Here is a 24919-nt window from a genome sequence, read left to right on the forward strand (position 1 = left end):
GGTTCCAACAGATGATGCTCTTTCTCGATTGTGAGTTCACTCAGCTCAACGCGCAGGCGAAGCTGATCTCCCTGGCACTGGTTGGCCAAGATCGCAGGGAATTCTACGTGGAAGTGATCGACGCGTGGCGAGAAGAAGAATGCAGTGATTTCGTGAAAGAGATCGTACTGCCGCAGTTGTGGGGTGGTGAGTACGCCATGCCAATCATCGAAGCCAGGTCGGCGCTCCTGCGGTTCCTGGCAACCTACGATGAAGAACTCGAGATTGTCACTGACGCACCTGCCTACGACTGGGAGCTGTTCTGCGAGCTCGTCTATGACGATGGGAAATGGCCCCAGAACGTCAGGAATTTCCCCACTGATGCCACGACCCTGACCGCGACGAACGATGGGGACGAACTGCCTCACCATGCCCTGTTGGACGCCAGGATCATCGCAAGCATGTTCAAAGCTACAGCGTAACCATCTCACGCTCAATGGATTGCCTGAGGTGCTCGGGCATGTTGTTGCAGACGTGGAAGTCGACTGGCACCCCCACCAAGGCCTGGAGCTCATCCTCGAGCTCGGCGATGTCGAACAAGGAAATCTTGCCAGCCATTTCTGGAGGGATGGTGGCGAGCAGATCGAGGTCACTCCCATCGTGGTCATCGCCTCGAGCGGCAGAGCCGAAGAGTTTGGGCTCAATAAAGCCATAGGTCTCGATCAGGCGTCGGATGTCCCCTTCCTTTCCCCGTATCGCGTCAGTGGGCCTCATGCCTTTCTCCAAGTTGCCGCTGAGCCGCGAGCAAAAGGCAAATTCTGCACTTTGCTGCAGGAGATCAGTCTCAGGTAGGCCATCTGTTAATGATCTTTTTCAGCGGGCCCGCCAAGAGCATGCAACTGGTAGTCGGTGACAGCCTGAAAACGATGCTCAGCCATCAACCGCAGACGCTCGAGCTCAATCCCCACGACTCCATCAGCCTGGGCCTGATGGTAAACCTTCAGCGCTTCCACAGCCTCGGTGTACAGCGGATGGTCGGGCATGAGCACCTTGCTCAGATCTCTTTTCATGATCCCTCCCTTTCGCCATAGCGATCCCACACGACGCGATGCCATCAAGGCTTGTGTTTAGCCTACCAATGCTGATCAGCCTGGACGGAATGGGCGTACATCAATGCTTCGTCGGCGAGCTCCAGCATGTCAGCCAAGGTTCCTGAGTCTACGGCATGCGTATCACGTAGCGCATATGCGTGATGCAGAAGCTCCCTGTGATGTTTCTTAGGTGCGAGGAGCAGGGCCTCGGTGTCGTTGAGCAGCTGCCGCCACTCTTGGATCGACATTACGGGCAGATTGGTGCCTGTCATGGCGGTACTTCCTATAGCTGTATGGACATACAGTATTCGGAAAATATCCTGCTGCATAGGTACTGCGGACGAAATGCGCCTCTGATGAGAATAGATCGGTCTCTGGAACCTGGTAGGTTTTCATTGAGAGTGGCGATGCCTCGCCCAAATGAAAAGATTGTTCCAGGTGACGCAACGCTACGCCGCAATGGGGAAATGTAGGGTCGAGATTTGTCACGCTACGATGGCGTCGATTTCAACGTGTTATGTTCGGGCCATTACCCAAGGAGCGGAGTCATGGATCAGATTACTCAACTCGACGACAGCATCGAACGTTTGGCCCGTCTCGCGGACGAGCTTGAGCAGCAGGTAGCTCCCCACCCCGCATCCCGGTTGAGGTTGATCATCTGGCTCACCGACTGGGTAGGTAGTCCGTCAAGGTTGGACGAAATTGAGCAGGGTTTGCCGAGCATCCCACAAAGCCTAGTTTCGGCTTACACAGCCTGGGTTCACGCCAGCGATATGCGGTAGCCCTCGCCCCATACTATTCACGTCCTTTTCACATGCGGTGTGGGAACGTTAGCTATCCCTACGTGTGATAGAAGCTCCCTTGCCCGCCTAGCAGCGGGCTTTCTTTTGCCCGCAACTACCCTCATCGCGGGCGGCCCAATAATGCGTGATCGCTGGCATCTGTGCACAGCGACCACCAGAGTGCTGATTTTGACGTCTATGCCACCTGCTGCACAGCAGGCCGCTGATCGGTCGCGAGTCGTCTTGCACGCCCCACACCCCAGGCCAGAGCTCGGGTCATCGACTCACCTGGTCGAGAGTCAAAAGCTTCTTCGTGAAGAGCCATGCCACAGCCCGCATACATGCCGATGAACATCTGTGTCTGGCCCGTTCGGGAAAGCCTCACCTGGACATCAATCGAGGTGCCGTCATCCAGCTCCTCGCCATGGCTCCGGTGATGAAGCACAGGATCGGCCCAAGCCCAAAAAACTTCACCGCGTATACGCATGCCGCCCTCCTACGACTTTAGTCTTATAGTCCATCAACCATAGCGCGGGATGATGACGTTTCAACCCTCCAGGAGATTGGCTCTCATCATTCAGATAACCGGCAGAACGCAAGCTAGCGTGAAGACGCATGCTGACCAGTACCGACAGATTTCCCTCCCACTCTGTATTCTGCTAGCCTGAGAATGTGCGTGCGCAAAGGAGGTCGATGGATGAGTACCCATATTTTGGAAGCCTGCTTTAGAGGTGAAGAGCCAGAGCTGTTGCATTTGCCGGTGCTTACCCAAGCATTCAATGCTCTTCCAGCAATGACTCTTTACAACCTGATATCCGCAATCAGATTGCATCCTGTAGCAGCTAGGATGGCCAGCAAAATCCTTTGTGAAAAAATCTCCCAAACCAATCTGAACAATGCCGTTAATGGCATTATCGAAAAATACGCTGCACGCAGACCCTATTAACTCAGCCTAAATTTGAAAATATCGGGCTTTGCATAACAGCATAAACCTCTGCTCGCCTTCCAACCAACTCACCTCGTGCATAGGCTTCCATCGCATGGTCGATTCTTTGTTGTTCCTCAGGAAAAAACTCTAATACCCAGGCGCGGAGTTTCGGCAACAAGTTTTTGTCATAGTCCATCTGCTCCTTGAGGAAAGCTGCGTAACCATATGATGAAGCCAGTACATCGTCGGGGGCAAAAAACCTTAGCCACTTCGTCATGGAATCTACATCGCCGCCGAAATTCAATAACAGATCTAAACACCTAATGAGCTGAGCGGGAGCGTTGTAGAGCGTATAATCACGCACCGACAAGCACCCTGCACAGTGTTCAGCAGCAATATCCTCCAATTCGCCGAACGCTTCATCATCCAACTCTTGAAAATCGCTATAACCCGCTCCATTCGCCGCAATCCGCCCCTGATCAATTGAAGCGAAACGAATTGAACCTGTAGATACCTCAACAGAAATCAGAATTACAGGTAGTGGACAGACTGAAAGATAGTTTTTTGTACTTCGCTTCAACCTAATGTTAGGCGAGTGCTTTCGTGAGCTTTTGATCTGAACCTTGAAAATTATCCCCGTTGCACTCCCATCAGCATCGAAAATCTCAACCTCTCCGTCTATTCCGTAGTCTTTATCTTTCTCCAGCCTTCGATAAAGCCAGCCTTTATCAGCAAAAGCATTTTCAACTAATACTTCACCTTGGCTGCCTACTCGATGGGAGATCGTGCGTTTTGGCATTTCTAAGGACATTACGTGACCTTGATGCTCGATGATCCGACAAGCTCAATACCAGCCGAAAATTAACTGGTAAACGAGATATTTTGGAAATGCTTAGCAGAGAGTCACGAAGTCTAAATTTGGGTGCCACCTCTAAACGCCAGACTCAATGACATCAAGCTCACATTGGCATTTCCAGCCTTTAACAAAACCTGAATCTCTTAATTGACACCCTCTATTTAACCCAACTCAACTCTAATCATCTTTATCCCTATGAAACATATTGAGACTATCGTTGAAAATATTGTGAATCTCAGGCTCATCCATGATGTTAGTCTTGGGGCTACGTTTTGAATCAGGATCTGAAAAAAAATTAAAGAACATGACCATTGGTATACTCGCCGCGACCACCAAAACAAATGAGAGTGCAAAGATCACTCCACCAAAGGCTTTGCGGCAGTATGCGGCGAAGAAAGCACTTGCGATAGCGAGAGCTACCACCCCAATACTCTTTCCTACATGTTTTATCACACTACTTTTAGACACCTCAATCATCTCCGCTTCCGTGTGCAATCCCACCAGTTTCACCTAGAGAAAGCAGATGACCTATGCGTCTAGAGGCCAGCTTCATGTTTTCAACCAAGGACGGAACGTCACAGTCTTCCTTCCGGTACTGCGGTATCGTCGCAGAGATTGAGCCGGCAACCTGCCCATCGATGAAGAACGGAACGCCGATACCAAAGGCGCCGAGAACCCGTTCTCCGTCACCCACCGACCATCCTCGATCCCTGATTGACTGAAGATCAGCTCGGAGCTTGGAATGGGAAGTTATGGTTGCCTCGGTGAACCTCTCAAGCTTCAAACCATCGGCAAAATCTGCCGGCAAATGGGCTAGCACAGCTTTGCCTGCGCCCCCCGCATGCAGCGGGACATCTACCCCAGTTTCCAGCTTGTAATGGATAGGCCGCCAACCTTGAATAACCTCAAGGAACTGGGCTTTGGAAGTAGCCCCGTCAAACGAGAGGTACGCAATTGTCTCTCCCGTTTCCTTCACGAGAGCGTCAACGATGGCCTTGCAGAGTTTCACCGGAGAGTAGGTTTCATTGCTCAGCAGCGCAGCCCATTGGTACAGACGGGCACCTGGATAGATCACCTGTCCATCAATGTGTATCAGGCGTTCCAGAGTGGCAGAACCAATGATTTTCTTGGCAGTTGCCGCATTGCATTGCAACTGAGCAGCCATGCCCAATCTGCACCTGTAACCATTTGGCTCTGCGCAGGCCAACTGCAGCAGCCCCTCTAGCCGGGCGACGATAGAACTGTCGCCATCGTTGATAACCTCACGACCGAAGCTGTCAGACACCCCAAATTCCTGTGATAGCCGGTCGGCTATCTCATTGAGGGTGGCCCGGGCAGAGTCCCGAACCTTGGCATCAATACTCCCAAGATCGTGAAGCGACACCAAGATCAGCAACCCCGGAGCCAATTGCCTCACCACCATCGAAACAGCTGGGGGAAACTCGGTCTCGGAAATGCCCTGCGGCGGTTCAATCGATGATTGACCAGGTGAGATTTCATCTGAAGAGGGATGCTGTCGAAGGTACTCACTGAACGCTCTGCCGATGTCTCCGAACTCCAAGGGGAAAGGATTTCCGCTCTTGGGCCTGAAGAACAAAGTGGCCGGGGCCTCGCCACAGTGCAGGACGTAGTAACCATTCAAATGCGGCGCATACACCGACAACAATGCCGCCTGCTTTGCACCCTCCGCCAGGCCGTCGAGGAGATGCCGAGCTCTCTCCAACAGACGACTGCGATGATTTAAAGCGTGCATTAGCACCCTGAAGCGAGGCCCCACTCGATACTTTCCGACCCCATCCTCAACCGCAAAATCTCGGTCAACCAAAGCCACCAAGATGCGATTGATGGTGCTCCGGCTTTCACCTAGGTCACTAGCCAGCTCTCTGACGCCCCACGCTTCACCATCCGCTCGTCTGACCAGAGCATCCAGCACTTCAATCAATCGACCGTGACTGGACGTAGCTGCGGGGGCTTTGGGAGCCGCATTTTCAGTGGGCGCGTTAGGCATTTAATCGACTTGCTGAGCATCGGGAAGGCCCCATTTTGTGCCGGTTTAGCGCTGCAGAGCAATCGCCGCCTGTTGACAACCAGGCTGAACGCGAGGATTCTTCAAAAAACAAAACAGGACACTGTCCCATTTTTTAACAATGGACGTGATCCACAAAGTGGAGTGACCTATGAATAACAACAATACGTTGACGGAGTCCGTCGCCATGCCTGAGCCTGGAATCGAACGTAAGACGAAAGCCAAGAAGGCCACTGCGGCAGCCGTCTTTGGTACGTTCGTTGAGTATTACGACTTCAGCATCTACGGATACCTTGCTGCCACCCTTGCTCTGGTCTTCTTTCCTTCGGACGATCCGACAACAGGGTTGCTCAACACCTTCCTGGTCTTCGGCTCGGCATTTCTTGTCCGCCCGATTGGCGCAGTAGCGTTCGGCTGGCTCGGGGACAAGGTAGGACGTCGAGCAAGCCTGATTGCGAGCATCACCCTGATGGGGGCTGCCGCGACACTCATCGGCCTGTTGCCTGGCTACGCGCAAATCGGCGTCTGGGCCCCTATTCTCCTCGTTGCACTTCGCATGCTGCAGGGCTTCTCTGCTGGCGGTGAAATCGGCGGCGCGGCCAGCTACATCCGTGAGTGGGCTCCAGCCAATCGTCGCTCGCTGTACATTTCCTTCCTGCCGTCGATTGCACAGTTCGGTAAAGGGCTCGCCGCAGCCATCGCCGGTCTTGCAGCTGCATGGCTGACCGACCCGCAGATGGCTGATTGGGGTTGGCGTATTCCTTTCCTGCTGGCTCTGCCGCTCGGCATCATTGGCCTGTGGATGCGCCTTGGGATCGAAGACAGCCCGGAATTCGAATCGAAAGAAACCGACGCGAACAAAGAACACAGCGCACCTTTCGCTGAGCTCGTGCGTGATTACATGCGCCCGCTCACCAAGGTCATGATGATCTCCCTGGTGCAGAACATCGGCACCTACATCGGCACTGTCTTCATTGCCGCGTACTTCAGCTCAATCTTGGGCTACTCGAAGGGTCAAGCCTCCACCATCGTTCTGGTAGCAGTCAGCTTCGCAGCCCTGATGATCCCGCTGGCAGGTCACCTTGGCTCGATCATCGGCAGCAAAGCCGTGCTGCGCCTGGCCTACCTCGGCTACGCAGTTCTTTCCGTCCCATCGTTCCTCCTCATGCAGCAAGGCCAGGTCAGCATGGCTATGGTTGGACTGGCCCTGGGAATGATCCCTTACGCGCTGTGCCTGGCCGGCACCTACTCGGTCATGCCTGAGTTCTTCCCTACCCACGTTCGCCATACCGGCGTCGCGTTTGGCCACAGCGTTGGTGCCGTTATCGGCGGCGGCATTGGGCCTTTCATGGCCACTTGGCTAATCGGCGCGACCGGTAACCAAACGGCACCCGCTTTCATCCTGAGCTGTGCCGGTATTCTCGGCCTGATCGTGTTGTGGACTGTCCGCAACCAAGCTGCCGCCGACGACAAAAAACATCAATTCGCCTGAGTACAACAGCATGTCTCTCATTTACGTCACCAGCCCCATTCACGAAACAATCCTCTCTCGCCTTTCGGATCTCGGAGAGGTTCGTCTCGGCTACGGCCCAAATGCCGTTGCGTATGAAGAAATCCGAAATCAGGTTGATGCCGTGTTTCTGCGTGGTGGCCACATCAGCGCCGAAATGATCGCAGCCTCGCCGAAGCTGCGAATTGTTGCTCGCCATGGTGCCGGCTATGACAACGTCGACTACAAAGCAGCCGCCGACCACGGCGTCTGGGTCACGAACACTCCTGGTGCAAACCAGCGCAGCGTGATCGAGCATGTCTTCGCGCTGCTCTTATCGCTGTGTCGCAAGCTGCCGCTGGCATCTGAGCAAACCCGCAACCGGGTCTGGGCAGAAGACCGCCTCTCGCTGACTGGCATCGAGCTCGAAGGACGTACATTGGGCCTGGTGGGGTTCGGCAACATTGGCTCCAGCGTTGCACCTGTAGCTGAAGCTTTCGGTATGAAAGTGATCTTTACCGACCCGGCCATCGACCCGAGCTCGGACAGCCGTTGGGTGGACTTTGACACCCTTCTGTCCACGGCGGATGTCGTCAGTCTTCATGTCCCGCTGCTGGAAACCACTCGCAACCTGATCGGCGTACCTGAGTTCGCCAAGATGAAAGATGGCGCAATGCTGATCAACACCAGCCGTGGCGGTGTTGTGGACGAGCAAGCACTGGTCGACGCACTGAAGAGCGGAAAGCTGGCGGGTGCAGGTGCCGACGTCTTGGCCGCCGAGAACATCGACATGATCAAGCCATTCGACCATGACACGCCAGATATCGCGAACACGCCCAACCTGATCGTCACTGCCCATGTCGCCGGCCAGACCGATGAGTCGCTGTTGCGCGTTGGCATGAGCGCACTGGAGGCGATTGCCGCCGTGCTCAAGGGCCAAGCACCTGCCCACCCGGTCAACCAGCCTGCGCCGAAGTCGTTCAGCTAAGCCTATTTACGAAACTGGAGGTATCCAATGTTCATCAATGTGTCCGATGAGTCGATCAGTGTTAACGCCACCTGGGAGCGAGCTGACCTGGCGTTGATCGAGGAGATCTCGCACTACCCAGTGGCACTCATCGGCGACGTGCTCCATCGCATGGGCATGATGGCTTCGGCAATTCGCCACACCGCTGGCAAGCCTACGTTCTTCGGCACCATCTTGCCGCTGAACACTCGCGAGGGTGACAACCTCGCTATCCACCGTGCGCTGGACGAAGCCCAGCCAGGAGATGTGCTGGTCATCAACGGCAACAGTGAAGTGAACCGCTCTGTGTTCGGAGATCTGCTCGGTGAGATTTGCCTAGCCAAGCAGGTTGCAGCGGTCGTCATTGATGGCGCTGTACGTGACATTGAAGAGCTCGACAGCATAGGGCTGCCTATCTACGCCCGTGCAGTGAACCCAGCCGGCCCCTCGAAATGGGGCCCAGGCCAGGTAGGTGTTCCAGTCGCCTGCGGCAATGTCGTTTGCTACCCAGGCGATGCCATTATCGGTGACCGCGACGGCATCATCGTGATTGCTCGCAGCCTGCTGCCGACGCTAGCTGAGAAGGTGAAACTCCAGGACGGCTACGAAAACAGCTTCCGCGAGAAAGTACGGGCAAGCGTGCGCTAAACGCACGCTACCCTTGTAGGTAGTGGCCTCCCACGCCTCGACATGTACATGCCGAGTGGCCTCTACCTACCCCTCTGAACCTATCGCTAGCGCGGCTCTGCGCGATGACTAAAGCTCACCTTCGAGAATGATCAGCTCACGCCGAGACGCTTTGGTGGCAAATTCTATGGCCTCCACATAAGCCGGGGCGTGGTAGCAGGCTTTGGCCTGCTACAGACTGGCGAACTCGACGATCAGCAGACGCTTAGTGTTCAAGGCTCAGACCAAAGCTCCATCATCCAGCGCCTTGAACTTCGCATCGTACTTCTCAGCGATGGGTGCCCAGAGACGTCCGTATTCCGCCTGCGCCTTTTGATCGATGATCTCACCGCCGAAGATGATTCAGTAACCCCTTCATTCTGCTCTCTTTTCACTGATAACCCACCTGATAACACCTGACTGCATCACCATAGAAAAAGCCCCCATCAGGGGGCTTTAGCAAACCATCAGTGGAGCGTGTTACTGGGCGAGCCAGCCTTCCACCACATCGGAGCCGTATTCGGCTTTCCATTCCTTCAGCAGCTTGTGGTTGCCACCCTTGGTCTCGATGATTTCGCCGTTGTGCGGATTCTTGTACTGCTTTACCTGGCGGGCACGACGTGGGGCTTTCTCTGCAACAGCAGGAGCGGCGGCGCGACGGCTAGCCTGGGGATCCAGGATGTTGATGATGTCACGCAGGCTGTACCCGTATTTGCTCAAAAGATCGCGCAGTTTGGTCTCAAATTCGATCTCCGCTTTCAGCTCGGAGGAGCCTTTCATTGCTTCTAGTTCGGCCAGTTGTGCGGCCAATTTTTGCTCAAGCTGACGGAACTCTGCCAGACGGGACATAGTGCTTCCTCGAATACCGGATCAAATTAGTGGGTCACTATAAACTATTTCCAGCTCGCCCTACTTAAATTTTGAGTATGCACTGCCATTCTTGTTCAATTTCTAAGCAGTGACGTTCAAATAAACACGCCTGAATTAGCAATGCGAATAGCTGAGCCTGCCAGCGCGATGAGATATCTGCTTCGCTCCCGCCGAGCATGAACACTTGTCTCACTGACACCAGCGCATGAACCAAGACCGAGAATTGCCGGTCAATCTGTAACAGGAGATAGCAACAGATGGGATTCAGCGAATGGTTTCATTTGATCTGCAAAGGATGCTCATTGGCGAGTTCCCGCTGACCTTTCTCTTGGAGGTCGCCCTCCGCGTTTCAGCGGCTTTTCTAGCCGTGTTTTTCTTTCTGAAATTCAGTGGTCGACGCGGAATCAGGCAGCTTTCCCGATTCGAGCTCGTGGTGATCCTCACCTTGGGCTCAGCCGCAGGCGATGTGACCTTTTACGAAGATGTCCCCCTCCTCCCGGTCGCCTTGGTTTTCCTCACGCTTTTGCTGCTCTATCGCGGAACCGTCTACATGATGAGGCGCAGCAGAACCTGCGAGGCCTGGATCGATGGGTTGCCCATCACGGTCGTAAAGGACGGGATGTACGAGATCCATTCGCTGCGGAATTTGAACATCTCGTCCAACGAGCTCTTCATGGAACTGCGCCAACAAGGCGTGGAGCATCTCGGCCAGGTTCGGCTCGGCCTATTGGAAACCGATGGCGATATCAGCCTGTATTTCTATGGGCCAGATGACACCCGGCCAGGGCTGTCGGTGCTCCCGGTCGAACATCGTCCAGAATACCTGGCACCGCCGAACGCGGGCTTACATTGTTGCGTCAGCTGCGGCTTCCCTACCTTCCATGAACCTCAAGACTCAGTCGTGTGTGAACGCTGCGGACATAACGTCTGGTCACCTGCATTGGATACCGTGCGCAACCGCTAGACCAAATCCACTTAATAGCGCGGGGGTTGGACAGGCACCGTCTTCACTGACGGGTTTATTCACGTCCTTTTCACATGCGATGTGGGAACGTTAGTTATCCCTACGTGTGATAGAAGCTCCCTTGCCCGCCCCCAGCGGGCTTTCTTTTGCCCGCAAATTGCTCCGTCTAGCCCCTGCCCCGAGCTACTGCTCACCTCAATGGATAGTCCCAGCCCGCCGTACATGGGCACCTTTCAGAGCCTCGTACTTCCACACCAGTGGCTAATCCAATTCAGTGTGGGACAGACTGTCGTGTTACTGAATGCGCCGCAAGTGTGCGCAGAGATCGGAACGCCACGGCTTGGCCTGAGCAACAAAAATCATGCTGAATGTCACAAATTAATCATTGACGATGTACTATTTTCTTTTTAATCTCTGCCTACACCTTCCAAGCAGGCGGAGCACACGATGAGCACCTATTGGCGTAACCAGTTCGAAAAAAACTTTGTCTCACCTGAAGAGAAGCTCGATCTGGACGAGATTCTCCAGGAATCGCACGACGTCTATTGGGGTTCGCTGGGTGCCTCACTGATCAAATTTCATGGCCAAATCGACCCCACCAGCCTGGCGACTCTCGATCAGATTTACCAAGGTGAGATTCCTGTTCAGGCGGCAGCTCGAGACTGCTACGACTACGCAATCAACGGTCGGCTGAAACTCGCCACGAATGGTGCACAGCAAGACCGAATGAACGACAGCTGGGGACGTTTGGCCACGCTTGTGCTGTCTGCTAGACCCGACATCGAAGTCTTCTCGCCAAGCGTTCGCGGCCGTGAAATGACTTTACCCAGGGGGCTCGAAAAAATTCTGTTCCACGCTCTGATTCGAGCACGCCTAGACCTCGATACCCACCCGGCATTTAAAGATGACGACGCGCTACCCATGTTCTTGTCGGGGGAAGATCAAAGCGGATATCTGACCCTCAAGGAAATTGCAGTGTTGGGGCAAATGACCGAGCGAGCAGTACGCAATGCGGCTCAACCCACCGCAGCTGACCAGCTTCAAACACGTAAAGAACAGAATCAGACGGTGGTCGACTCGAACGAGGCGTTGCGCTGGCTGAAAGGACGCCGGGGCTTCATCGCCACCCGCGCTGACTAATACGCTGCCAATTACCATAGGACACGATCATGAGCCTCGAACAATTCAGCACCCTGCTCTCCGCCACTTCCTACGACTTTACCAACAACCTGCCGGAGGAGCTGTTGCTAACATCTGAGGGCAACCTGCATACATTCTATGCACCCTTCGACCACATCAATACCGGCGCCCGTATCGTGCTATGCGGCATCACCCCAGGGCTGCAACAAGCCAGCCGCGCCCTAGATGAGGCATGCAAACAACTTCGCCAGGGCGCCTCCATCGAGCAGGCCAGGGAAGCTGCCAAAGCAACCGCCAGCTTTGCTGGGCCTATGCGAAACAACCTGGTCAACATGCTTGATCACGTAGGTGTTCACACGCTGCTTGGCATCGACAGCTGCGCTCGACTCTTCGATACGCACCGTCATCTGGTGCACTACACCTCGGCGTTACGCTATCCAGTTTTTGTAGACGGTCAGAACTACAGCGGCAGCCCAGCCATGCTCAGTCGCTCCAGCTTGCGGCGCCAGGTTGAAACCCACTTGGCGGAAGAGATCAGAGTCTTGGGCCCGCAATGTTTGTACGTACCGCTCGGGCCGAAGGTGGCGGAGGTCTTCCAGCATTTGCAGGCCAAAGGCCTGCTGAAAGCCGAACAAATTCTTGATGGGCTTCCCCACCCATCTGGCGCTAACGCAGAGCGCATCAGCTATTTCCTCGGCAGAAAATCCCGAGATGAGCTGTCGACTCAAACCAATCCGACAGTGTTGGACAGCGCCAAATCCAAGATATTGGACAAGCTGGCAAAGCTCCCGAGGCTGGAGCGTTTTTAATAGCAAGGTGGGGGTTCACGTGCTTTAGATCTTAGTCACCGCCTGGGGTGGGGCGGTAATTCCCCCCTCTCTCTTGCTGGGCTTTTCCAGCTTACTGCTAAGCAGTACAGCGGCTCCGGTCTTCAGTAGCCGCTTTTTTCTGTGCTCGTTTTGCGCTGTATCAATCGAGCAAGCGCGTGATGATTTATCCCTACGTGTGATAGAAGCGCCCTTGCCCGCCTAGCAGCGGGTTTTCTTTTGCCCGTAAGTCGTCATCGACTCGAGCCACTCGTCCGTTTGTCTACCCGCTTCCTTGGCCGTGGCTGTCCTCTAAGGACACCAGCCAGAGCCTTTCTCATGCGACAGCTATTCCAAACGATAACCCTTCCCCTCGCCTGCACTCTGCTGTGGGCTTGCTCCGCTACCGAAACGAAGTCTCCTGTGGAGACACCAGGCAGGCCCGAGTCTGCTAAAACCCAGTTGCTGGAGGCCGGCGCTGCGACGCTGCAATCCAAGCCGCCCATCGACGCTATCAACGCCTACCTGGATGGCTTTCATTTTTATAACGGACATCCGGGCGTGCAGATGGAAGCTCACCATTACTGCTCCATCCTGAATGAGGATGTCATCCAGTGTGTGATCTTCGACGGCAATACCAAGGGCGCGAAGATCATGGGCGTCGAATACATCATCGACGAGAAGCTTTTTGCCGGATTACCACCCAAGGAGAAGGCAATGTGGCATAGCCATGGCTATGAGGTCTCCTCTGGGCAGCTGATTGCACCAGGCATTCCAGCACCTGCTGAGCATGCTCTTATGGAGCGACTGGCGCATACTTATGGGAAGACATGGCACACCTGGCACACCGATCAGGATAAAGCGCTGCCTGTAGGTGTGCCGCAGTTGATGATGGGTTTTACCGCAGATGGGCAGGCTGACACGGCGATGGTCGAACAGCGCAATCGGCGCCTGGGTGTGGATGCTGTGAAAACCAAAGCTGAACGGGCTGACATTCGTATTCCTGATGCTGATCCCCAGGCTGATGGCTGGCAGCACGGTAACGTCATTCAAATCACCGATCCAACCGGTGCCCATGTACATCGCTCTTCAACAGCTACACCACCCACTACAAATAGCCGATCCAGCCATTAGCCCCTGCATCAGCTTTGTGTGGATGGGGCCTCGGGCGTGCCCCCTTTCGGGGAAGCGGCTGTCGTGTACCGCGCCCTGGCGATGCCAGGGTCACGGCCCTACCGGGCTTCCATCCTCACGCCTCCGCCCATCCATGGGCTACGCGCTCCGCTTGCTAGTTGCCGTCACTCAAACGCCCGGCCTAGTCCTTGTCTCAAAGTGAACGATCAGCACACCGCGACACTCCATGTACCGCATCGTGTTTAGTGATCAGCACGGCGAGGGAAGGATCCTGATCAACATCCATGGAGAGGAAAACTGTGAGCGTCACCTTGAGATGTCTCAAATGCGGTGGGCAAGACCTTGTACGACCACAGCGGTTAAACAAGAAGGCCATCCTCACGTGCCGAGGATGTGCCGCCATTGCCAATTACGGTGATCTGATGGAGGCAGAAAGTAGAAGGCTCATCGCCGACATCCGGCAGCGCCTATCTCTCTTGAAAGCCGGATAGCCGCGCTCCGATTGCGAACAGCGTGCCAAGCTATGTCGCAACCTTTATTACACGATACGTTGCGCTTCACGATCTTTCGCGCAGCCGGTCAGCTAATACCAAAGTAAAGGGCGCGTCCCGAATTCGCCAAGCATCTCAACAGAACACACAGGCTCTCTGTGTGAACACACGAGGTGCGAGATCATGGCGAACGATCAAGACAAGACAGGTCAGCAAGGCGGCACCGCACAAAACAATCCTGGTAATTTTGCCAACGACCATGAGAAGGCTTCGGAGGCCGGTCATAAAGGCGGCCAAGCCTCGGGCGGCAATTTTGCCAATGATCCTCAGCGGGCCTCGGAAGCCGGCCAAAAAGGCGGTCAAATGTCCGGGGGAAGATCTGAGGATCAACAAACAGGGCAAGGTAGCGGCAGTGAGCTTCAGGAAGATGATCCTCAGCGTGCCGGTGGCGCAACCCAACGTGGTGGCCAGGGAGGACATACCACCGGCAGTAAAGCTGACCGGGAGCAAAGCATGGATGAAGGGTCGCAAGCTATTCAGGATGAAGACAGCGGGATGACGGAAGAAAACCGCTGAGCAACTATCCAGGGCTATGGATAGCCCTGGTTCTTCACCCGACCGGATGTTAGATGGAGCAGTTTGCGTTGAGCAGTTGGCCGTCAGCATCCCGCTCAACGACCAACCTTGAAATACGTAGTGTCTAGGCCACCTGCTTCGCTGCTGGCCGTTGATCTGTAGCCAGACGTCTGGCTCTACCAACACCCCAAGCCAGAGCTCGAGTCATAGATTCGCCGGGGCGGGAATCGAAGGCTTCTTCATGCAATGCCATTCCACAGCCAGCGTACACACCGATGAACATTTGCGTCTGACCGGTGCGCGAGAGCCTGACCTGAACATCAATCGTGGTGCCGTCGTCCAGCGTCTCGTCATGAGTCCGATGATGAAGCACTGGATCCGCCCAATCCCAAAAAACCTCACCTCGAATACGCATGCGCCCTCCTACGACTTTAGTCTTATACGGAAATCTGACCATAGCAAAGCAAGGAGGCAGTTCAATGACTCAGGCGGTAGCACCGCGAATTATCAGACAATCGGCGCAATTTTCGATACAAGAAAATTTCCTTGTACAAGTTTACAGCTGTGGTCAGGCGGTCAGAGCAGGCAACTGGGTTGCCAAGAGGCCGGCTGCAGCGGAATTCAGCAAGTCAGGCGTGAGCTTTTCACGAAGCACCCATTTACACGCGACTATTTCATGGTCGGCCACAGGCTTCTCAGTTTCGTGGAATCGGGTGATGAAGATGTGATGCACGACTGAACCCACCCTGATCGAGCACAAAGAAAGTAGGCCATGCCCTTCAATGGATGTCTCCTCACGTAGCTCTCTTGCTGCAGCACTATGAGGGGTCTCACCAGGCTCAATCGAACCACCCGGAAAATTCCATTTGCCGCCTTTTTTCCGAACAAGCAGTACCTTGCCGCTTCGCAGACAGATTATCGTTGCCCTGGATTTACTTCTGCATTTTCGTTTGTCCCGCATGCACACACTCGAATCGTCAATCTATACCCACCATCTCGCGACTCAGAGCATGGGCTTCTTCCCTGAAGACGTTTCCATGGGGCGACTCGTTCAATCTCATCGACGCATTAGCCCTCGGTTCACCTCTGGTGCGCAGAGCTTGGATAGGTAAGCTCTTCTTCGATGGTGCCGTCGGCCTTGTTGATTTTCACCGAGGCGGTTTTGCCCCGGGAGAACTAAGACAGTACCGTAGTGCTAACAATTTGCAATAACGATAAGATTGATACACAAGTCAATATCATTCGAGAAGGGAAATTAGAGTAGGTATTCGATTCACCAAACCCTCGAAAAATCAACACATCAATTTCCTTGCGTGCAGTCATGAACCTAGCTATTACTTACGTCTCCAAAGGAGGGGGATGGCAAAATGCAACCAAGATTCGTTATCGTTCCAGCGGTTCCTATAGAAAACGAATCATTCCAGGTTGGAAATCGGTTTTACGCTGCTACAAGCTCGGGAGGTTTTGATATCTACGACAATCAGGAAAAAATTAGAATAAAACGGAATTTCTCTAGTAAATCGCTAGCCCTGGCAGCGTGCGAGAAGATGATCTCAGAATCGCGAAACCCGTCCGAGCAATTTCCAGTAATGCGGACGGAATAGATTGCAAGAGGAGATTGCCTTCATGACTCCGCCCACAGACAAGACCTACATTTATTATGGCGCCATCTCAATCGCAGCTGCCTTTGTATTCATTTGCATGGCCTATGAATTTTCGGAGGCGCAGCTAATATGGACAATCATACGTCACTACTAGAGTGTCTCCTTATTCTCACTGGATCACTGATAGGCGTGGGCTTGGCGGCAGCTTTACTCCATTGGATCGTCTAGCACACTAAGCATGAGCCGTTTTTGGCTCACCAATCTCATCCGGCAGCACCGGAGGCTCCACATGCCCACCAAGCGGCTTATCGCCGAGCAGGCGAATCAATACAGCGACGATGAGCGTGTAAAACTTATAAGAGAATTTTGGAATTCAGGAAAATCCCTCAATGAGTTCTGCATAATCAAAGGCCACCCTTCCTTTCAGGTGATGATGAAATTGATAAGTATCTCAGCAGCCCCCTGTGAGCGCTCTGATAGTTCCAGCTGGTGGGACATCGCAGACATTGATGGTCAATATAATGACGAGCAACTCAGCAGAATTGCCAGCAGCCTCGCACAACTGCACGCCCAATTAAGATCAATCAAGCAAGAGATCGAATCACTTATGAATGGGCTGCACTATTAACAACCTGACAAGTAACGCCAAATCATTTTCGCAGGAGCACGAACTACTTAGCTCATCAAGATAAATTGCTAGGACTAAGCGACCTGGTCACACCATTCTAATTGGCCTCCGCGCATCATGCATATGATGGCTCGACTACCTGCGGCACTACGACTCTGTGTAAATAGCTCGTTAACCCGAACGCGCAGTGCCATCGCGCAACGTCCGGAGATCGCCGTTTATGGCAATGCGCGTAGTAACACGAGCGAGTGACTTCAAACATCGAGCAGAGTAATTCGACAGGCTCCTCGCGGCGGAGCTGATCAATCAACGCGAGCGCTCGTGTTCCCTCGGCCATCAAGAGCGCAGTAGCCTTTTTTAAAATCGATTTCTCCCGCTCCAGCCGGTTGATCCGAGCTTACAACTCTTGGATCTTCTGCTGCTCGGGGGTCAGCGCCTTGCTCGCTGGCGTAGCACCGCCACGCTCTAACTGGAATTGATTCACCCAGTGGCGCAGCCTGTGCTGCCGCGAACAGGTCACCGATGATCTCGCCCCGCTGGCTCAGGTCAAGCAGCAACACCTCCGCCTTGCTGTCCGAAAGGCCTCTCTGACTTCCGCACTGGGAATCACGTACCAAATGCCCGGGTGCTACGCTTAGTCAGCCTTAACGAATAAGATACGCAATTGGGACGGAGAACAGCCTGCATGCGGTTATCGACATTCATCATTCAGCACATGGACACCATCCTCCAGGCTTGGGAGGACTTTGCTCGTACCGTTGAATTACATCGCGAAGCGCTCAGTGACAAAGGCTTAAGAAGTCATGCCGCCTTCATCCTTCAGGCCGTGGCTCGCGATATGGATACGCCGCAAAGCTTGCAGCAAGAGATCGACAAATCTCAGGGCTTAGGCCCATCTGTTGTGGGAGAAAGCGCTGCTGAGACACATGCTGCACTTCGCTTTCTGGATGGATTCACCCTCGATCAGATGGTGTCCGAATATAGAGCCCTCAGATCCAGCGTGCTCAGACTTTGGCTTTCACAGGGAGCATCACCCGATCAAGCGGATCGAGTATCCGAAATCATCCGTTTCAACGAAGCTATCGATCAGGCGCTCGTCGAGTCCATCGCTTCCTATGGCAAGGCTGTCGATACCACGCGCAAAATGGTGCTGGGGGTACTGGGTCACGATCTTCGATCACCGCTAACGGCAATTAAGATGGGAGCGGCGTTGCTTACCAAAGCGAAGCAGTGGGGAGAGCGTGAACAGAGCTTGGCGGTGCAGATCGACACCAGTGCCGACCGCGCCAATCAGTTGGTGAACGATCTGCTGGATCTCGCCAGATGCAACCTGGGCCTGGGCATCACGGTGCAACGTCAGGATATCGATCTGACGTCGTTGTGTGCCAGGGTGGTACAAGAGGTCTGCTTCGCCCATCCACAGATTAACGTCGTTTTTGAACGTACCGATGCACTGCCGGCGAGCGTCGATCCGCTACGCATGAGCCAGGTGATATCTAATCTGATGGTAAATGCCATACGACACGGGGATGTTGAGCGGCCAATCCGAGTAGGTGCAACCTGCGTTGAGAACATGGCCGTAATTGAGGTACATAACTGGGGAAAACCAATCTCTGCCGAGCAGATCACTTACCTATTTGATCCTGAAGCACGCTTAACACGCGCAAGTCGTGCTGACGGTGAGCAGAGCCAAGGTTTAGGGCTAGGTTTGTTCATAGCCAAGGAAATCACAGCCAGCCATGCCGGCACCATTCATGTTGTATCTAGTCCTGAGCAAGGTACGACTTTTAGGGTGAGTTTTCCGAGACAGCCAACGACATAAGCCCTTCCACTTTAACAAGCGCAAGCTTGCTCTTTGACTTTGGAGAGAAACCTTAAGGTTAGCTGGGTCGAAAGCCGTCGCTTGCCTGCGCTGCCGGGAGACTGGCGCAGAAAATCTATTTTGGTGACTAACGAAAAAAGCCCGCGCTTTGGGCACGGGCCGCTCAGAGAGCAAGACCCGCCCTGATCAGTTATCCAATTCGTCTTTGATAATCTTGCCGTCATGCGGATCAACCTGGAATTCGTATTGCTTGCCATCAGCCTTGATACCCTCGCCTTCCCAGTGACCATCGTCGGCTTCGATCTTGGTAATCTGGGTGTAGCCTGCGCCTTTCAAGGTGGCCTCAGCCTGATCCTTGTTCACCTTCCAATCAGCACCGGGCGTATCAGCCCATGCCGAAGTAGCCCCCATAGCACCAACTAATGCCAGGCCAGTGAACACTCGAGTCATCGCTTTCATCGCTAACATCCTTTTCCATGACAGTTAACGATCTGACCCGAACGCTGATCTTGACGTTCAGTTTGTGTTGAAAGCCGACACTGATTCCGGGCGCCCATCATGGTGAACGAGCTCCTTCAGATCTCGTGAAAGCAAAGCAGCGGCTGTGGGCTTCAGCATGCTTGAGCTCAAGTCCTCCCAACAAATCCACTTACAGGCGACGATGCCTCTGCCAAGCGCGACGCAGCGACCGTCTGGTACGTCAGTCGTAAAAATGTGGTGGAGAACGTTGCCTACCTCGACGGTGCCCACAGGGTTCAAGCCTGAGCAATGAAGCGCCAGAGCCTTCCAAAGCTCGCGAGCAGCGGCAACGATTGGCGCCTCACCGGTCGCAAGCACGCCGCTTGGAAACTTCCATTTAGAACCCTTCCTGCGGACAAGCAGAATCTTGTCATTTCGTGAGCAGATGATCGTGGCCTTGGCTCTGAGCGGGTGATGCTTGGTGACGCTCATGAGGGATCGCACCTAGAGTATGGGCGACATCCTGAACGCTGGGGTGGGCTTCCATATGCTGATGACCTCTACGCTCGAAAAGTAGTTCAGGGGCGCAATGGAGCACAGCCCACCGCTGGCAGGATGCTGCAGCGTAGGTCATGAGGCCTCTGGCCTGCCTGTCAACCTATGCAATTCCCCAGGGCCACTATAGTGCCCGCTTTTCTAATGTGGTAGCGCTAATGCTGAAACCCATACTTCTAGTCGAAGACAGTAGCTTCGACCTGGAGTTGATACTCGTTTCACTGGAGCGCAGTAAACTTGCGAATGAGGTCGTAGTAGCACGAGATGGTGAGGAGGCCTTGGATTATCTTCTGCGGCGGAACGCCTTTGCCTCTCGCCCTGAAGGCAACCCTGCAGTGGTGCTCCTTGACCTTAAATTGCCCAAGGTGAACGGCCTGGAAGTCCTGGAGGTCATACGATCAATCGATGAGCTACGCACCATTCCCGTTGCGATGTTGACGGGTTCAAAGATGGAATGCGATGTCGAGAAAGCATATTGGGTTAGGGGTGAATGCTTACGTCGTCAAACCGCTCGAGTTTAAGCAGTTCGTATCATCGGTTTCAGGCCTGAGCAGTTTTTGGGCGCACCTAAACGAGCCTCCCCCCGGCTCAATACGAGTCGGGATCAGTTGACCCAATAACGACAACGGGAAGGAGACAATATAATGACTGATCCGATAGCCCGGCTGGACGCTGAGATTGCTTTTCTGGATCAGGTTGCTGCCGAACTGGAGCGCCAGGTTGGGCCCAGCCCTGTCACTCGCACTTTGGTCATTGCCTGGCTGACTGAGTGGGTGAAGAGGTCGGGCGGATCGAAACCCGATTTGCTTCACCTGCCTCCGGCCCTCAAGGCGGCTTATGCCGCCTGGACTCATCAAGCCGTGGACGAGTGACGAACCAGCCAGCCACGGGAATTCGCTTAATTTGTCTGTTGGTGAGGGTGGTGACGCTCGGTTGCAAGACGTCTTGCTCCCCAATGCCAGGGGGCGCGCTTTTTTCTCTTCCGGGCGAAGGTCAACGGCCTCCTCATGAAAAGCTGTGCCGGTGTCTGGGACACCTTTCGACACATGAAGTGAACTCCGCTTCAACATGACGGCCCTCCGTCAAAGGGAGGACAACTGATGAATCAGTCGAGAGAGCTTCATTCCACCGTCATCTGCCTGCAGGCAGGAAAGGTATTGCTTGTACGCAAGGAGGCACCTCAGTGGTCACTCCCTGGCGGCAAAATCGATCCTGGCGAAACGCAGCTTGAAGCAGCACGTCGTGAGCTACAGGAAGAAACGTGCCTAGAACTGACTGACGCTCAGGTTTTGGGGCATCACGTGCTCCAAGCGGAAGAGCACTGGCTGTACCGAATGGCCGTTCCGGCCAGCGTGATGCCTCGACCTTCGCACGAGATAGTGGAGTGTCGCTGGTTCTCAATCGAGGAGATCACCAAAACCTCAGTCAAGCCAACAAACGTAGAACTGCTAAGACGAGAAGGAATAATCACCGCTGACGAATAGCGTGAATCAGCCAAGGAGCTTGATTGTTCGATGGGCAGCAGCACTGATGAGTATCGATCAGAAAACTTGCCCGTCCCAAGAAAAGTATCGGTACGAGGAGAAATTTTCTGGCTTTATCTGGGCTTCGCCAACTCCCCCATCGTACTGGATGGCGGTCGCTTAATGGCTTTCCTTTCTGGCTCATTGGCAATGCTTTTGGCCCGTCCAATCCCCCCAAGCCAGCGCACGATTCATCGATTCGCCCGGCATGGCAGCAAATGCCTCTTCGTGAAGGGGCATTCCACTCGCGGCATAAACCCCGAGAAAAACCTGGGTGGCTCCGGTTCGTGACAACCTCGTCTGGACTTCTATAGCGGTTCCGTCGTCCAGCGTTTCATCATAACTGCGGTGGGCAAGCGCGGGGGCAGCCCACTTCCAGAAGACATCACCACGTATTCGCATGCCAGCCCCCTTTAGCTTTAAAGCGGAACGGTTGGAGCCCCCGAGCTTGGGATTCTCTCAGCTAGCCCTTGCGAACAGCCGATTATGATGGATGGCCACCGATTCGTCCCAGCAGCTCCATTTGGATCGCTCTGATATCGATGTGATCCGATTGGTTCAGCCAACTTTCGGATAGGCAGCGAATCAGTACCGCCTGCCTTGTTGGTCTGAACTTTGCTGTCCGCCATGGCTTCCCCTGCATACCGATCACGAAATTACGCGGCTGCAGGAGCTGACATTCATGAGAGCACTGACCTACCACGGAGCACACGACGTCAGGGTCGATAACGTCCCTGACCCGATCATCGAGCAAGAAGACGACATTATCCTCAGGGTCACCGCCACAGCCATTTGCGGCTCTGACCTGCACCTTTACCGAGGCAAAATTCCAGAAACCGAAGCGGGCGATATCTTCGGCCATGAGTTCATGGGCATCGTCGAAGACACCGGGAATGCAGTCACCAATCTCCAGATCGGCGACCGCGTGGTGATTCCCTTTGTGATTGCGTGCGGCAGCTGCTTCTTCTGTCAGCACGATCTGTTTGCTGCCTGCGAAACCACCAACACAGGTCGTGGCTCGATCATCAACAAAAAGGGCATTCCACCGGGCGCCGCTTTGTTCGGATACAGCCATCTCTATGGCGGTATCCCTGGCGGCCAAGCGGACTACGTCAGGGTGCCCAAGGGCAACGTCGGCCCGTTCAAAGTGCCCACCACGCTGGCCGACGACAAGGTGCTGTTCCTCTCGGACATTCTGCCAACCGCCTGGCAGGCGGTCATCAATGCCGAGATTGGCCAGGGCTCATCGCTGGCGATTTATGGTGCCGGGCCTGTGGGCTTGCTGAGCGCCGCCTGTGCGCGAATGCTCGGCGCTCAGACCATCTTCATGGTCGACGACAACGATTATCGCCTGGCCTACGCACAAGAGGCCTATGGGGTCATACCGATCAATTTCGAGCAAGACGACGATCCCGCCGACAGCATAATCCGCCAGACGCCAGGCATGCGCGGCGTCGATGCGGTGATCGATGCGGTCGGTTTCGAGGCCAAAGGCAGCACCGCCGAAACGGTAATGACGGCGCTGAAGATCGAAGGCAGCAGTGGCAAGGCGCTGCGCCAGAGCATTGCTGCGGTGCGACGCGGTGGGATTGTCAGCGTTCCAGGTGTGTACGCCGGCTTCATCCACGCCTTCATGTTCGGCGATGCCTTCGACAAGGGGCTCACCTTCAAAATGGGCCAGACCCATGTGCAGAAATACTTGCCTGAACTTCTTGAACACATCGAAGCAGGTCGCCTGCAACCAGAGCTGATCGTCACCCACCGCCTGGCCCTCGAAGAAGCGGCCATGGGCTACAAGATGTTCGATCAGAAGCAGGACAACTGCCGCAAGGTCATCCTCGTGCCAGGCGCGGCAGCAGGCACCTTGGGCCCTGACTACGTGTAAGGAGGCAAGCACATGAACGGTCTCGCCAGCTACTTCTGGATTGCCGTGGCGGCAATCCTCTTGCTCATCGATCTATGGGCCATCGTCAGCGTATTCAGAAGCGACAAGTCAGATGCAGTGAAAGCGGCCTGGGCCCTGCTGATCGTCGCGCTACCGCTGGTTGGCCTGGGTATCTGGGGCGTTGCTGGCCCGCGCGGTATCAAGCGAGGTACCGGGCCCACTTCCGACGAGCACAGCAAAGGCTGACATCTCCGAGCTCCACTTACAGGGGTTTCAACATGATCGATCAAGCGACAGGCATGAAATCAGGCGAACGCTATCGCGTGGAAAACGTGGAGCGCGCTCATCAGTTTCCAGGCTTCTTTCAAGACGGGAAGTATTATCTCGGCCCTGAACTTCTCACCGCCGTGGGCTGGCTCGAAGGTACGCGCTTCATCTACGACAGCCTGGATGCCGAAGGTGAGCCCGTATTTCCAAACCGGGAGGCAGGCACGGTGGAAGGGCTGACGTTGACCCTGATCGATGGCACCTCTCTTGAGCTCTCGCGGATCGAGGCCAGCGAAACCGTTGCCCCCCTTGACCTCAGCGCCTCGGGTGCGCAACGAGAAGCGCCTGTCCGTGGCGCTCCGCTCAAAGGGCCTCTGCGCGGCAAGGTCGTGGTCATCACCGGCGCATCCAGCGGCATAGGCCGAGCCGCCGCGCATGCCTTTGCGTGCAAAGGTGCTCGCCTGGTACTCGCCGCACGCGATGAAGAGGCGTTGTTCGACGTGCTGGATGAATGCACCGATTGCGGTACGGATGCCATAGCGATCACGACCGACGTTACCCACAGCGACCAAGTTCAAGCGCTTGCCGTTCAGGCCGCAGACTTTGGACATGGACGGATCGATATCTGGGTCAACAATGCCGGGGTCGGCGCGGTCGGCAATTTCGAAGAAACGCCGTTGGAGGCGCACGAGCAGGTCATCCAGACTGACCTGATCGGTTACCTGCGAGGTGCCTACGTCGCCCTTCCCTTCTTCAAGGCACAGGGCAGCGGCATTCTGATCAACACGCTGTCGCTGGGCAGCTGGGTGGCCCAGCCCTACGCCGCCGCTTATTCGGCGAGCAAATTCGGCTTACGTGGACTGACCGAGGCATTGCGAGGCGAGCTGACTGAATATCCCAACATCCATGTCTGCGATATCTATCCAGCAGTCATGGACACACCTGGCTTCCGAGACGGTGGCAACTACACCGGACATACGCTGACACCGCCAGGCCCCGTATACGATCCCGAGATGGTGGCAAAGGCTATGGTGGCCTGCGCAATCTCGCCTCGTGCTCACACCACGGTTGGCGCTGCGGCGCGCCTCGCGCATTTGGCCAGCTACCTGATACCAGGCCTGCCTCTGTTGTCAGGAAGGCTGACGCGCTGGGGGATAAATCGCAGCCCCATAGCCGAAGCATCATCAGGCAACCTCTTTGATCCTCCAAGTGGCCGGAGGGGTATCGACGGAGGCTGGAGAAAGCCGAAAGACAAAACGCCGCTGCTGATCGGCGCAGCGGCGCTGGGAATCCTTGTAGGTTTTACACTCACACATTCACGACGCAGGGATAGCTAGAGGAGGTCTGCGTACCGAAAATGAGCATGGTTTCA

Annotated in this window: 31 protein-coding genes and 4 pseudogenes; 20 read left to right on the forward strand and 15 right to left on the reverse strand. The window is 54.8% G+C overall.

From position 1 onward, the window contains the following. Positions 1 to 11: 11 nt before the first annotated feature. The gene (locus OSW16_RS17915) at positions 12 to 461 is read left to right on the forward strand and encodes a 3'-5' exoribonuclease (protein WP_267817316.1); all 450 of its coding nucleotides are present in this window, start codon (positions 12 to 14) and stop codon (positions 459 to 461) included. On the opposite strand, the gene OSW16_RS17920 is transcribed toward OSW16_RS17915, so the two are convergent. The 3 genes from OSW16_RS17920 to OSW16_RS17930 form a co-directional block, all read right to left on the reverse strand. After that, entirely contained in the window at positions 451 to 753 is a 303-nt protein-coding gene (locus OSW16_RS17920; protein WP_104445305.1) for a nucleotidyltransferase family protein, read from the reverse strand. The two genes, OSW16_RS17915 and OSW16_RS17920, sit on opposite strands and share 11 nt — an antisense overlap. Positions 754 to 839: 86 nt before the next feature. Beyond that, positions 840 to 1049 (reverse strand): hypothetical protein, encoded by a 210-nt coding sequence (locus tag OSW16_RS17925; protein ID WP_136912799.1) that lies wholly within the window; start codon positions 1047 to 1049, stop codon positions 840 to 842. Between the two features lie 62 nt (positions 1050 to 1111). Then, complete coding sequence (locus OSW16_RS17930; RefSeq protein WP_136912798.1) at positions 1112 to 1342, reverse strand: hypothetical protein; 231 nt, start codon at positions 1340 to 1342, stop codon at positions 1112 to 1114. A gap of 276 nt (positions 1343 to 1618) precedes the next feature. Between OSW16_RS17930 and OSW16_RS17935 the strand changes: the two genes are divergently transcribed. Continuing rightward, positions 1619 to 1852, forward strand: coding sequence for a hypothetical protein (locus tag OSW16_RS17935; RefSeq protein ID WP_003256721.1), 234 nt, complete (start codon positions 1619 to 1621; stop codon positions 1850 to 1852). A 196-nt stretch (positions 1853 to 2048) separates the two neighbouring features. Here OSW16_RS17935 and OSW16_RS17940 read toward each other — a convergent pair whose 3' ends face one another. Next, positions 2049 to 2339 carry a hypothetical protein gene (locus OSW16_RS17940; RefSeq protein ID WP_196173080.1) on the reverse strand — a complete coding sequence of 97 codons (291 nt, stop codon included), beginning with the start codon at positions 2337 to 2339 and terminating at the stop codon, positions 2049 to 2051. Between the two features lie 210 nt (positions 2340 to 2549). Between OSW16_RS17940 and OSW16_RS17945 the strand changes: the two genes are divergently transcribed. Then, complete coding sequence (locus OSW16_RS17945; protein WP_196173078.1) at positions 2550 to 2798, forward strand: hypothetical protein; 249 nt, start codon at positions 2550 to 2552, stop codon at positions 2796 to 2798. A gap of 1 nt (position 2799) precedes the next feature. On the opposite strand, the gene OSW16_RS17950 is transcribed toward OSW16_RS17945, so the two are convergent. From OSW16_RS17950 to OSW16_RS17960, 3 genes are all read right to left on the reverse strand, one after another. After that, on the reverse strand, positions 2800 to 3591 hold the full coding sequence (locus OSW16_RS17950) for a DUF4365 domain-containing protein (RefSeq protein WP_196173076.1): 792 nt from the start codon (positions 3589 to 3591) through the stop codon (positions 2800 to 2802). Between the two features lie 222 nt (positions 3592 to 3813). Beyond that, the gene (locus OSW16_RS17955) at positions 3814 to 4113 is read right to left on the reverse strand and encodes a hypothetical protein (protein ID WP_267817327.1); all 300 of its coding nucleotides are present in this window, start codon (positions 4111 to 4113) and stop codon (positions 3814 to 3816) included. Beyond that, a complete protein-coding gene (locus tag OSW16_RS17960; RefSeq protein WP_196173073.1) occupies positions 4106 to 5644 on the reverse strand; it encodes an IclR family transcriptional regulator domain-containing protein in 1539 nt (512 codons plus the stop codon). The genes OSW16_RS17955 and OSW16_RS17960 overlap by 8 nt, the downstream gene beginning before the upstream one ends. A 169-nt stretch (positions 5645 to 5813) precedes the next feature. Here OSW16_RS17960 and OSW16_RS17965 point away from each other — a divergent pair, with 169 nt between their 5' ends. The 3 genes from OSW16_RS17965 to OSW16_RS17975 are packed head-to-tail and all read left to right on the forward strand — an operon-like array spanning position 5814 to position 8805. After that, complete coding sequence (locus tag OSW16_RS17965; protein WP_196173071.1) at positions 5814 to 7154, forward strand: MFS transporter; 1341 nt, start codon at positions 5814 to 5816, stop codon at positions 7152 to 7154. Positions 7155 to 7164: 10 nt separating this feature from the next. After that, on the forward strand, positions 7165 to 8139 hold the full coding sequence (locus OSW16_RS17970; RefSeq protein ID WP_012051543.1) for a hydroxyacid dehydrogenase: 975 nt from the start codon (positions 7165 to 7167) through the stop codon (positions 8137 to 8139). A 27-nt stretch (positions 8140 to 8166) separates the two neighbouring features. Then, positions 8167 to 8805, forward strand: coding sequence for an RraA family protein (locus tag OSW16_RS17975; RefSeq protein ID WP_196173069.1), 639 nt, complete (start codon positions 8167 to 8169; stop codon positions 8803 to 8805). 108 nt (positions 8806 to 8913) lie between these two features. Here the strand turns inward: OSW16_RS17975 and OSW16_RS17980 are convergent, their stop codons facing one another. Together OSW16_RS17980 and OSW16_RS17985 are read right to left on the reverse strand one after the other, a co-directional pair. After that, entirely contained in the window at positions 8914 to 8982 is a 69-nt protein-coding gene (locus tag OSW16_RS17980; protein ID WP_345956201.1) for a hypothetical protein, read from the reverse strand. Between the two features lie 321 nt (positions 8983 to 9303). After that, the gene (locus tag OSW16_RS17985; RefSeq protein ID WP_267817331.1) at positions 9304 to 9672 is read right to left on the reverse strand and encodes a histone-like nucleoid-structuring protein, MvaT/MvaU family; all 369 of its coding nucleotides are present in this window, start codon (positions 9670 to 9672) and stop codon (positions 9304 to 9306) included. Positions 9673 to 9964: 292 nt separating this feature from the next. On the opposite strand from OSW16_RS17985, the gene OSW16_RS17990 reads away from it, so the two are divergent. From OSW16_RS17990 to OSW16_RS18010, 5 genes and pseudogenes are all read left to right on the forward strand, one after another. After that, complete coding sequence (locus OSW16_RS17990; RefSeq protein ID WP_196996695.1) at positions 9965 to 10657, forward strand: DUF421 domain-containing protein; 693 nt, start codon at positions 9965 to 9967, stop codon at positions 10655 to 10657. Between the two features lie 447 nt (positions 10658 to 11104). Then, positions 11105 to 11797 carry a hypothetical protein gene (locus OSW16_RS17995; protein ID WP_196996696.1) on the forward strand — a complete coding sequence of 231 codons (693 nt, stop codon included), beginning with the start codon at positions 11105 to 11107 and terminating at the stop codon, positions 11795 to 11797. A gap of 29 nt (positions 11798 to 11826) precedes the next feature. Continuing rightward, positions 11827 to 12606: a hypothetical protein gene (locus OSW16_RS18000; RefSeq protein ID WP_104886462.1), complete on the forward strand. Its 780-nt coding sequence runs from the start codon at positions 11827 to 11829 to the stop codon at positions 12604 to 12606. Positions 12607 to 12942: 336 nt separating this feature from the next. Beyond that, a complete protein-coding gene (locus tag OSW16_RS18005) occupies positions 12943 to 13737 on the forward strand; it encodes an OBAP family protein (protein ID WP_104886463.1) in 795 nt (264 codons plus the stop codon). A gap of 674 nt (positions 13738 to 14411) precedes the next feature. Continuing rightward, positions 14412 to 14603 (forward strand): annotated as a pseudogene (locus OSW16_RS18010) (general stress protein); the annotation flags it as partial. A gap of 325 nt (positions 14604 to 14928) precedes the next feature. Here the strand turns inward: OSW16_RS18010 and OSW16_RS18015 are convergent. After that, the gene (locus OSW16_RS18015) at positions 14929 to 15219 is read right to left on the reverse strand and encodes a hypothetical protein (protein ID WP_104886466.1); all 291 of its coding nucleotides are present in this window, start codon (positions 15217 to 15219) and stop codon (positions 14929 to 14931) included. A gap of 153 nt (positions 15220 to 15372) precedes the next feature. Then, positions 15373 to 15765, reverse strand: a complete 393-nt coding sequence (locus OSW16_RS18020) for an NUDIX domain-containing protein (RefSeq protein WP_104886467.1) — start codon at positions 15763 to 15765, stop codon at positions 15373 to 15375. 406 nt (positions 15766 to 16171) lie between these two features. Between OSW16_RS18020 and OSW16_RS18030 the strand changes: the two genes are divergently transcribed. Both OSW16_RS18030 and OSW16_RS18035 read left to right on the forward strand, forming a co-directional pair. After that, a complete protein-coding gene (locus tag OSW16_RS18030) occupies positions 16172 to 16408 on the forward strand; it encodes a hypothetical protein (RefSeq protein WP_104886468.1) in 237 nt (78 codons plus the stop codon). Between the two features lie 289 nt (positions 16409 to 16697). Further along, entirely contained in the window at positions 16698 to 17036 is a 339-nt protein-coding gene (locus tag OSW16_RS18035) for a hypothetical protein (protein WP_267817341.1), read from the forward strand. Between the two features lie 113 nt (positions 17037 to 17149). Here OSW16_RS18035 and OSW16_RS18040 read toward each other — a convergent pair. Further along, a pseudogene (locus tag OSW16_RS18040) lies at positions 17150 to 17532 on the reverse strand (IS3 family transposase); the annotation flags it as partial. 219 nt (positions 17533 to 17751) lie between these two features. Between OSW16_RS18040 and OSW16_RS18045 the strand changes: the two are divergent. Then, positions 17752 to 18858, forward strand: a complete 1107-nt coding sequence (locus OSW16_RS18045; RefSeq protein WP_256599991.1) for a sensor histidine kinase — start codon at positions 17752 to 17754, stop codon at positions 18856 to 18858. Positions 18859 to 19044: 186 nt separating this feature from the next. Here OSW16_RS18045 and OSW16_RS18050 read toward each other — a convergent pair whose 3' ends face one another. Both OSW16_RS18050 and OSW16_RS18055 read right to left on the reverse strand, forming a co-directional pair. Next, positions 19045 to 19317 (reverse strand): PepSY domain-containing protein, encoded by a 273-nt coding sequence (locus tag OSW16_RS18050; protein ID WP_054902847.1) that lies wholly within the window; start codon positions 19315 to 19317, stop codon positions 19045 to 19047. Positions 19318 to 19374: 57 nt separating this feature from the next. Next, positions 19375 to 19809: an NUDIX domain-containing protein gene (locus OSW16_RS18055; RefSeq protein ID WP_104886471.1), complete on the reverse strand. Its 435-nt coding sequence runs from the start codon at positions 19807 to 19809 to the stop codon at positions 19375 to 19377. A gap of 221 nt (positions 19810 to 20030) precedes the next feature. Between OSW16_RS18055 and OSW16_RS18060 the strand changes: the two are divergent. From OSW16_RS18060 to OSW16_RS18070, 3 genes and pseudogenes are all read left to right on the forward strand, one after another. After that, positions 20031 to 20484, forward strand: a pseudogene (locus OSW16_RS18060) (response regulator). A gap of 32 nt (positions 20485 to 20516) precedes the next feature. Further along, a complete protein-coding gene (locus OSW16_RS18065) occupies positions 20517 to 20744 on the forward strand; it encodes a hypothetical protein (RefSeq protein ID WP_104886472.1) in 228 nt (75 codons plus the stop codon). A 228-nt stretch (positions 20745 to 20972) separates the two neighbouring features. Further along, positions 20973 to 21356, forward strand: a complete 384-nt coding sequence (locus OSW16_RS18070) for an NUDIX domain-containing protein (RefSeq protein ID WP_104886473.1) — start codon at positions 20973 to 20975, stop codon at positions 21354 to 21356. A gap of 113 nt (positions 21357 to 21469) precedes the next feature. On the opposite strand, the pseudogene OSW16_RS18075 reads toward OSW16_RS18070, so the two are convergent. Beyond that, positions 21470 to 21797, reverse strand: a pseudogene (locus OSW16_RS18075) (hypothetical protein). A 280-nt stretch (positions 21798 to 22077) separates the two neighbouring features. Here OSW16_RS18075 and OSW16_RS18080 point away from each other — a divergent pair. Genes OSW16_RS18080 through OSW16_RS18090 form a run of 3 tightly spaced genes read left to right on the forward strand, consistent with a single transcriptional unit; the run spans position 22078 to position 24884 of the window. Further along, positions 22078 to 23280 carry a zinc-dependent alcohol dehydrogenase gene (locus OSW16_RS18080; protein WP_104886474.1) on the forward strand — a complete coding sequence of 401 codons (1203 nt, stop codon included), beginning with the start codon at positions 22078 to 22080 and terminating at the stop codon, positions 23278 to 23280. 12 nt (positions 23281 to 23292) lie between these two features. Further along, complete coding sequence (locus OSW16_RS18085; protein ID WP_014859183.1) at positions 23293 to 23526, forward strand: PLD nuclease N-terminal domain-containing protein; 234 nt, start codon at positions 23293 to 23295, stop codon at positions 23524 to 23526. A gap of 32 nt (positions 23527 to 23558) precedes the next feature. Next, the gene (locus OSW16_RS18090) at positions 23559 to 24884 is read left to right on the forward strand and encodes an SDR family oxidoreductase (protein ID WP_104886475.1); all 1326 of its coding nucleotides are present in this window, start codon (positions 23559 to 23561) and stop codon (positions 24882 to 24884) included. The last annotated feature ends 35 nt before the right edge of the window (positions 24885 to 24919 follow it).

Source organism: Pseudomonas putida, from assembly GCF_026625125.1.
In the GTDB taxonomy this organism is placed as follows: Bacteria; Pseudomonadota; Gammaproteobacteria; order Pseudomonadales; family Pseudomonadaceae; genus Aquipseudomonas; species Aquipseudomonas putida_X.